Source organism: Bacteroidales bacterium (assembly GCA_035342335.1).
Classification (GTDB): Bacteria; Bacteroidota; Bacteroidia; order Bacteroidales; family JAGONC01; genus JAGONC01.
Genome location: DAOQWY010000021.1, coordinates 30,080 through 38,715 on the forward strand (window position 1 = coordinate 30,080; position 8,636 = coordinate 38,715).

Below are 8,636 nucleotides of genomic sequence, written 5' to 3' on the forward strand. Positions count from 1 at the left end.
GGATGACGGGGCCGCAAAGTACAGGGTACAGGTCCCTCACTTCGTTCGGGATGACGGGGCCGCAAAGTACAGGGTACAGGTCCCTCACTTCGTTCGGGATGACGGGGCCGCAAAGAGAGATTAGAGCGAGCGGCGCGTCACACCATTGGATATTTTCAGATGTGTGCCGCGCCGCTCGCTGCCCTAAATTATCACGAACTGTCATCCTGAGCGCACCGAAGGACCCTTCCCCCTTTCAAGCAAATCCCTCAACTCCGGATTCCGCTTTTTGACAAGGTTCAGTTTTTTCTCCCTACTCCAGCCCTTGATCTCCTTCTCCCTTCTGATGGCATCTGTAATATCCATAAATAACTCGTAATAAATCAATTCCCTTATATTGTACTTTTTACAAAAAACGGATCCATTGCCTTCCAAGTGCGAGCTCATCCTAGCCGATAGATTGGCTGTAACACCTGTGTAAAAAACAGTCCTGTTCTTATTCGTCAGAATATAGATGTAGCTTTCTTTCATGGTTTTTATCTGTTAATCCGGATTAAAGCGGTTTTGTACCCTGTCACTTTGAACTTATTTGGGAAGGGTCCCTCGCGAAGCTAAGGAAGACGGGTCCGGAGGGGGCGGTGAAGCAGATCCCTCACTTCGTTCGGGATGACGGGGCCGCAAGGTACTAAAGGGAGCGGCGCGGCACACATCTGAAAATTTACAATGGTGTGCCGCGCCGCTTCCTTCTTTGATTTACTGCGCATCGTCATCCTGAGCGCCAGCGAAGGACCTGTTAAATGTTTCCGCGCATCATCATCCCGAGCACAGCGAGGGACCTTTCTGAATATCTCGTTAGATCATAATTTGTTCCCTCTTTCCAGTAAATTTTTCAACTCCGGATTCCGTCGTTTGATGAGATCCAGTTTCTTCTCCCTGCGCCAGCCTTTTATCTCCTTCTCCCTTCTGATGGCATATGTGATATCCATAAATAACTCCTAATAAATCAACTCACTTACATTGTACTTTTTGCAAAAAGTTGATCCGTTACCTTCTAGATGCGATCTCATCCTGCCCGACCAATTAGCTGTAACACCGGTGTAAAAAACCGACCGATTCTTATTACTCAGGATATAAATATAGCTCTCTTTCATGGTTTTTATCTGTTAATCCAGATTAAGGCGGTTTTGTACCCTGTCACTTTGAACTTTTTGAGAAGGATCCCTCGCGAAGCTCTGGATGACGGGTACGGAGAGGGAAACAGGTCCCTCACTTCGTTCGGGATGACGACCGAGAAGGGGGTATTAAAGGAAGCGGCGCGGCACGCCATTGTAAATTTTCACATGTGTGCCGCGCCGCTTCCTATTTTGATTTATCGCGTGTCGTCATCCCGAAGCGCAGCGAGGGATCTGTACGCCCTCAGCGTATCGCCATCCTCTTCGCCACTTCCGCCTGGGGAGGAATTTAATGAATCAATTAATCAACGGACCCTTTATTACTAATTATGTCCTACCTTAAAGTATTAGGATAAATACGAACACAGTCGATCCAACCGATACTATTATAGTCTTCACCGCTATACCAATGGAATCTATAAGGAAATAAAAATTCGCTTGAGACAAAATCGAAATCGTTAGCTTTTTGCTGTCCGTCAATAAAAACATCATATGTCTTAGTATTCATATCAAGAATAATTTTCATTGAATACCATGTATTAGAAATGTAGGTCATCAAGTTTGTAATTTGGGTTCCATCGTAAGCAATAATATAACCAGTGTGTCGATAGTGTACGCGTGTAGATTCGTTTCCAGATGCATCAAATAGAGAGAATGTTACGCAATTTTTATTTATTTGCGATGCTTTCATAAAATATTCAATAGTGACAATGTTATCAGTAATTGAATAGATGTCTTTTTTAATACCCCAATTAGTAAGACCTCTTACACAATAAATACCTTCTGCTGGTGATTGATTACTTATAGTAGCGTTACCTGTAACAGTCCAATCACTTACTGTAAAATCCCCAGATTCAAAGCAGTCTTCAAATGGGAGATTACTTGGATTGTCCTCCGTATTAGCTGAAAAAATCACTGGAGAGTTATTTACGTGAGTACCATCGGCTCTTACAACAGATGCTTCAAGGGTATTCTCTCCTTCATTAGGGCCAAGCGTCCAGTTTGTCTGAGCGATACCATTAATACCAGTCGTGACAGTTTCCTGCGAAACGGTACCCCCGCCATCTGTGACATCGAAATGAACAGGTATCATTGGCCAGAGAAGATTCAGGTTATCCACTACTTTTATCTGTAATGGATCCACAAGCTGCTCACCTGTCAATCCCGTCTGATTGTCTCCGGAGATATAAACCAGTTTATCCGGGACATTCCATAAGTATTTTTCATAACCGAATAATTTAGGAAAAGAAACATTAAATATCTTTTTGCCAAGAACCTTTGCTTTAACACCAAGATTTCCTGACACACCTACTTTAAATCCTGCATCCCAATCCCCTTCGATCATATTCATGTTTAAATCAAAGTTTTCATAGAGTGGAGTATTGAAGTAAGGCCCAACAGCCCCATAGAGTTTTACACTTATTTCAGGTACAAATTTAAGTTCCTGGTGTATCCCAACCTGCCCTTCAATAAATGGATCAACAGAAGTTGATTTTGTGATATTGAAATCTTTTCTCCAATGGTTATTTTCATAGGTCATTTTAAAGGTCATGCGGTTGGACTTAGTGTAGTCAAGGCCGGCAATAAACTCACCCCCCACTGTGAAATCATATACTGCTTTAAGGTCAAATTCGAAAACTAAAACAATAGGCACCACTGTAGGTATGATAATCTTGGCTTTATAACGTGCAATAGTTATATCAATTGGTTCATCCAATTGAAACTCATCAGAGACCTCAAGGTTAAATGAATAACTTTCTTCCCAGACAGCGTCATCCGTTCCAAACTCAAATCTTTTAAGGTCACGGTTTTCAATATCAAATTGCAGGACAAAATTAGGCTCAAAAAGCACATAACCATCTGAAACTTTAAGAGTTAATTTGGGGTCATCATCATCATCCTGATATATAATAACATCATCAAATTCACACTTAATCCCGTTTTGCGTGAGTACCAGGGTCAAGCCATCAATAAAAGTCTTAATCTTTAATATTTTACCATCTTCTCCAGGAATGAGACCTGTTTCTGGCTTTTGCTCTGTTATTTCATACATATCCTCAAGTGTTGCGTCTGATGTGTGAAGTGTAAGTTCACCCCGGTTCTGAAAAACACTATCCACTTTACGCAGGTATCCTTCATCCGTCAGGCCGACAATAATATTTTTTGTTATTATGGTTTCATCTGGCCGACGCAATAGCTCATATCTATAAATACCCTGAGCAAGTTCTGCACTATCACTGAGAAGCTGGTAAGTCATAGAATCGATCACCACAACCATGGAATCAATGCGGGTGGGCAATCCTTTTATGCACCTGACAGCCATGCCATTTGTCTTTAACGCATTTGACTGGAGGAATCCAGCGTTTCCGCCAGTCAGATATCGGTATGTTGCTTGTGTATTGTTGACTTGACTTGCAGTCCAGAAATATCCTTTGATGTTTATATCTGCATAGTTTCCATCGTCTGATCGTTCTCCGCCCAGCAAAGCTTCAAAGCCTGTTGTGCCATTTTCTTTCAATTCATAACCTGCAACTGATTCCCCACCAAGTAAGATGACCAGGGAATCCCATTCAGCTGCTGTGGGCAATCTCCACCCGTCGGGACAAATACCGGTATTAAACCTGTTTGTGTCATATCCCATCATTTCATTCCACTGATATAACGCCCCATATTGAGAACAATTCGCAGGAATATCATCATAACAGTACTTTTCAAGAATATCGTTGTCTGTTTGATCCTGATCACCATCAATCCGGGTTCCAAGGTTCAGATTCTCCGCCATCCAGCATTGATCTCCGATCTGAACAGTTGAATACGTTTTATCATCCCTGACATCTGTCAGCTGACCACCGCATTCGAAGTCCAGGTTTGGATCCTGTCCGTAAGAAACCCAGTTTGCTCCATTGAAAAAATTGATGCACTGGCAATCCAGGTTGTAGATCATCAGTCCCACAGCAGGATTTTCAATATTATCCCGTTCGATAGCGGTCATTCTGGGAGGAAGGAAGCCTTTTGATGAACTTGATACATCAAGAGCAGCTGATGAGTCCGGAGCGTTTGTACCAACACCAACATTACCTCCACTTTTAATGTAGAGTGCATTAGCATCACTATTAGGTTCAATACTAAATACATCCCTTGAGTTTGCCTGGTCCCGGATCTTAAAGCCGCCGTACATGGTCGCCTTGAACTTCCAGTTAGCACCACTGAGATCATCCACCATGGAATAGGTCGCCCCTCCGCTGCCTCCTAGGTTCCGGATGGTAATGGTCGGCTCGCCCGTGTTCTTTGCAACATATAGCAATGATCCCGGTGCGTTATTACCAATGCCCACATTGCCGGTTGGATAACTTCCTCCGTGACCGGTCACTACATCATTGCCAATCACCTCCCAGTCAAGATCAGCCTCCCGCATCCCGCTTCCCGCTTTCTCTGCGTACAATGCATAGGGGACCGATAGCAGCTGCGAGACGCCCATCAGCTCAAAATTGATTCCTCCTTCCATGTCCATCTCGAGTTTTAGGAAATGGCTCCCGGCACCCCAGTCAATGGCAGACAGGCTGCCGGTGGGGTTCTTGCCTTTTCCGATCTCGATGCTTACCAGTCCCAGTTCGTTGGTAGTAACCGAATGCAGTTCCCGGTAAATTTCCGGGCCATCCACCGAGGACTGCAAAATGCTGACCTGCAAGCTGACATTCTGGTTGGAAAGCACCTGCCCGGCCTTATCCCGGATCACAGCCTGGTACTTGAAGGCCTGAGGTGCCTGGGCCACAACAAGGATCATCAGTGACCCCATGACAATGAGTAGTAACATTCGTTTCATAACAGGATGATTTTAGAAGTTGATCTTATGGATTTTAAACGATTCCGTATAATGCGATTTCAGGTTGATCACCCGAAGGATGAATAGCGATGAACTGAACCGGCTCACATCCAGCTGCTCTGTTAAGGTTTGGCTCCGGATGGTCTGCTCATAGATATGCTGTCCCGTGAAATCGAACAGCTCAAGACTGATCTGCGGATCTTTCTCAGCTGTGGTGATTTCGATGGTCAGCAGGTCATTTACCGGATTGGGATAGACCGTAACATCCACCAGCGGATCATCCGGTGTATTCACCTTCAGGATCTGAAGATACGACTGGTGAAATCCCTGGGTCAGCAGGCTGGTTTCAGCAGAAATGGTCTCAGTGGCCACTTCTCCGAGCGTCCAGCTCAGCGAACCATTCTTACTGAAGAAAATATCCCCGGCGGTGGCAATGACATCAGGAATCAGTGATTGTGCCTGTGAAAACAATGTCAGGTTCATAATCAGGAAAAGAGAAAGAAGTAAGTGTTTCATCTTTGTAAAATTTGAAGTGAGTTCAATTGTGTTACCCATGTATCGGTTTTGTTCCGCCTGCGGCGAAATTTAATGAATCAATGAATCAACAGACCCTTCGCTGCGCTCAGGGTGTATCTTTGAGGCAGCGGACGGAAAACCCGTAATCTTCATCGTAGCTGTTCCGGCTAATATTGGAATGGTTGTATTCAAGGTTACGTCGCCAAGCGGCGCCTCCACTGAACTGTGAGGAAGACCAGAAATAACTACTGGGGCCAAGGTAGTAGAAGTTACCAGAAGAGTGGTTGCGACCACCCCCCGGAAGAGCTGTAAATCCGCTGGAATTGGTTGCCAATGTGTTCGGTGAAGACCAGTGGGAAGTCCCGACTTCCTTAAGATTACCTCCTGCATCCATTCCTCTCCACCCTGTGTCATCCCATTCCGGATTTCCTACCGGATACTGGCTGTCAACCGTCCCTTCCAGGATATTCCATTCATTATCTGTTGGAATATGCCATCCCACCGGACATACGCCTTGCGCTCCCTCCGTTGTCACATACTGCATCGCCTCTGGCCATTCGTACAGACCTCCATAGATGTCACAGTTCGCCTCATCGTTGTTGTAACAGTACTTTTCTATAGTATCATTGTCGGTCTGTTGGTATCCGCCCGTTGTGCTGTTGATCTTTATCCCCACATTCAGGTTTTCCGCCATCCAGCATTGCGTACCAATCAGTACCGTAGCATACGATTGCCCGTCACGGGAATCATCTAATGTCCACCCGCATTCAAAGGGCTGTCCGGATAAGATATAACCTCCAACAGCAGCAACCCACCCGGATTCGGCACTGGTATAGATCAATATACCACCCGCATAGATCAGCGTCCGGTACTTCAACTTGTCGTTTGTAAAATCAAAAGCTGTTACCTGATTTAAGGTATCATTCAACCCATTTGTGCCATTGACATTGAATCCCTGATCGGACCGCACCCTGCCGGCCACATCCAGTTTCTCAACCGGAGCGTTCTTACCAATCCCAATGTTGCCGCCTGTCTTGATGTAGATCGTATTCGCCTCACTGTTCGGCTCTATCGTAAGCACATCCATCGCGTTGGCCTGGTCGCGGATCTTGAAACCTCCGAACGCCGTGGCCTTGAACTTCCAGTTCGCACCACTCAGATCATCGATCATCGAATAAGTAGCTCCACCTCCTCCCCCCATATTGCGGACGGTGATGGTCGGCTCGCCCGTGTTCTTTGCCACATACAGCAACGATCCGGGCGCATTGTTCCCGATGCCGACATTGCCCGAAGGAAAGCTTCCCCCATGACCCGTGAACACATTGCTGCCGCTCACCTCCCAGTCCAGATCCGCCTCCCGCATCCCGCTGCCCGCTTTCTCGGCATACAATGCATAGGGGACCGAAAGCAGCTGCGAAACGCCCATTAGCTCAAAATCAGTCCCGCCTTCCAGGTCCATTTCAAGTTTCAGGAAGTGGCTCCCCGCACCCCAATCAATGGAGGAAAGGCTGCCGGTGGGATTCTTGCCTTTTCCGATCTCGATGCTGACTAGTCCCAGTTCGCTGGTCGTTACCGAATGCATCTCCCGGTAAACCTCCGGGCCATCCACCGCAGACTGCAAAATGCTGACCTGCAGGCTGACAACCTGGTTGGAAAGGACCTGCCCGGCCTTGTCCCTGATCACGGCCTGGTACTTGAAGGCCTGCGGCGCCTGAGCAAAGAGGGACAGAGAGATGAGTACAATCATACTAGTGAATACTGATTTTTTCATAGTAGGTTGGTTTTACTGATGCATTGAGGATATCAGTTTTCATGGACCTTAGGAAATAGATTGGTATGAATTTACACTGTTATTCCCTCGTGAAAAAATAATGGATTTTCTCACTGAATGATCGCCCTGCAGGGTTTATTTGAGGAACGGCAGGGGTAACCTAGCGAATGGCCCCTTTTCCCCAGCGAACGGAGTCCGGTGTTGCGTGGCGGCCGACGGCCACCGGGTGCGATGGATATGGATCTAATCCCTGCCGGGATGAATGATCTTCTGAAGGTAGCTTCTGGAGATCTTCAGGGTGAGATGGATATCGTCACAGATAAGGCCGGCGGTCAGATTCTTATGATCCACATGCTTCAGGTAGGTCAGGTTAATGACGACAGAACGGCTGATACCGGCAAACTGGGCCGGAAGATCCTGGCTTAATGTGCCCAGGTTAATGGTGATGACCTGCTTGCGGCCATTGGTCAGAAAGATATTCGTATAGCTGCTGTCGGCTTCCAGGTAAAGGATCTCATTTGGAAAATAATAGAAATAGCCGCTGCGGCAGTGTATCCGGATCTTTTTCTTTGGATCCGTCTGGTCAAGGAGGAGGTCAATCCTTTCGGGGAAAGCTTTCTTCTTTTCTTCCCCTGCCAGACGCGCCATGCATCGGGCAAGTTCATCCCTGTCAACTGGTTTCATCAGATAGTCAAATGCTGCAACCTTAAAGGCGTTAATGGCATATTGATTAAACGCAGTCACAAAAATAATAACAGGATTCAGGTGATAGTCCCGCATCTCCCTGACCAGTTCAAATCCATCTTTGCCGGGCATTTCGATATCGAGGAAGATCAGATCGGGATTATGTCGGATAATGGCTTTCAAGGCCTCATCTGCGTTGCTCTCTTTTGCAACTACCTTGATTTCCTGATGATCCACCAGCAAATTTTCCAGGATATCCAGTGCTTCCGGATCATCATCCACTATAATGGCTCGGTATCGGGATGGCATGCGTTGATGATTGATGAATACCATTCGTGATAATCCGGGAAAAAAATTTGGAACAATTTTCAAATATACTGAAATATACATTATGCTATATTCGAAATAAATAGAGGATAATTCAGCTACACATATTTGCGGCAGAGGGATATAGTCAGTAACGTAATCTCAAGGGAGACAGATCCCTCACTTCGTTCGGGATGACGTGCACGGGAGATAATAAAGGAAGCGGCGCGGCACACATCTGTAAATTTTCAATGGTGTGCCGCGCCGCTTCCTACTTTGATTTATCGCGTGCCGTCATCCCGAGCGCCAGCGAGGGACCTGCCAAATGTTTCGCGTGCCGTCATCCCGAGCGCCAGCGAGGGACCTGCCAAATGTTTCGCGTGCC

Annotated in this window: 6 protein-coding genes; all 6 read right to left on the minus strand. The window is 46.2% G+C overall.

Going from position 1 to position 8,636, the window contains the following annotated elements:
- Positions 1 to 201 precede the first annotated feature (201 nt).
- Complete coding sequence (locus PKI34_10495; protein HNS18237.1) at positions 202 to 510, minus strand: GIY-YIG nuclease family protein; 309 nt, start codon at positions 508 to 510, stop codon at positions 202 to 204.
- Positions 511 to 836: 326 nt separating this feature from the next.
- Positions 837 to 965, minus strand: a complete 129-nt coding sequence (locus PKI34_10500; GenBank protein ID HNS18238.1) for a hypothetical protein — start codon at positions 963 to 965, stop codon at positions 837 to 839.
- 520 nt (positions 966 to 1,485) lie between these two features.
- Entirely contained in the window at positions 1,486 to 4,974 is a 3,489-nt protein-coding gene (locus PKI34_10505) for an FISUMP domain-containing protein (protein HNS18239.1), read from the minus strand.
- Positions 4,975 to 4,986: 12 nt separating this feature from the next.
- On the minus strand, positions 4,987 to 5,490 hold the full coding sequence (locus tag PKI34_10510) for a T9SS type A sorting domain-containing protein (protein ID HNS18240.1): 504 nt from the start codon (positions 5,488 to 5,490) through the stop codon (positions 4,987 to 4,989).
- Positions 5,491 to 5,596: 106 nt separating this feature from the next.
- Positions 5,597 to 7,261, minus strand: a complete 1,665-nt coding sequence (locus PKI34_10515; protein HNS18241.1) for an FISUMP domain-containing protein — start codon at positions 7,259 to 7,261, stop codon at positions 5,597 to 5,599.
- A gap of 243 nt (positions 7,262 to 7,504) precedes the next feature.
- Positions 7,505 to 8,254 carry a LytTR family DNA-binding domain-containing protein gene (locus tag PKI34_10520; GenBank protein ID HNS18242.1) on the minus strand — a complete coding sequence of 250 codons (750 nt, stop codon included), beginning with the start codon at positions 8,252 to 8,254 and terminating at the stop codon, positions 7,505 to 7,507.
- Positions 8,255 to 8,636: the final 382 nt, after the last annotated feature.

Bases quoted from the DNA above. Each gene is read 5' to 3' on its own strand.
- PKI34_10495 (HNS18237.1), bottom strand. From the start codon at position 510: ATGAAAGAAAGCTACATCTATATTCTGACGAATAAGAACAGGACTGTT.
- PKI34_10500 (HNS18238.1), bottom strand. From the start codon at position 965: ATGGATATCACATATGCCATCAGAAGGGAGAAGGAGATAAAAGGCTGG.
- PKI34_10505 (HNS18239.1), bottom strand. From the start codon at position 4,974: ATGAAACGAATGTTACTACTCATTGTCATGGGGTCACTGATGATCCTT.
- PKI34_10510 (HNS18240.1), bottom strand. From the start codon at position 5,490: ATGAAACACTTACTTCTTTCTCTTTTCCTGATTATGAACCTGACATTG.
- PKI34_10515 (HNS18241.1), bottom strand. From the start codon at position 7,261: ATGAAAAAATCAGTATTCACTAGTATGATTGTACTCATCTCTCTGTCC.
- PKI34_10520 (HNS18242.1), bottom strand. From the start codon at position 8,254: ATGCCATCCCGATACCGAGCCATTATAGTGGATGATGATCCGGAAGCA.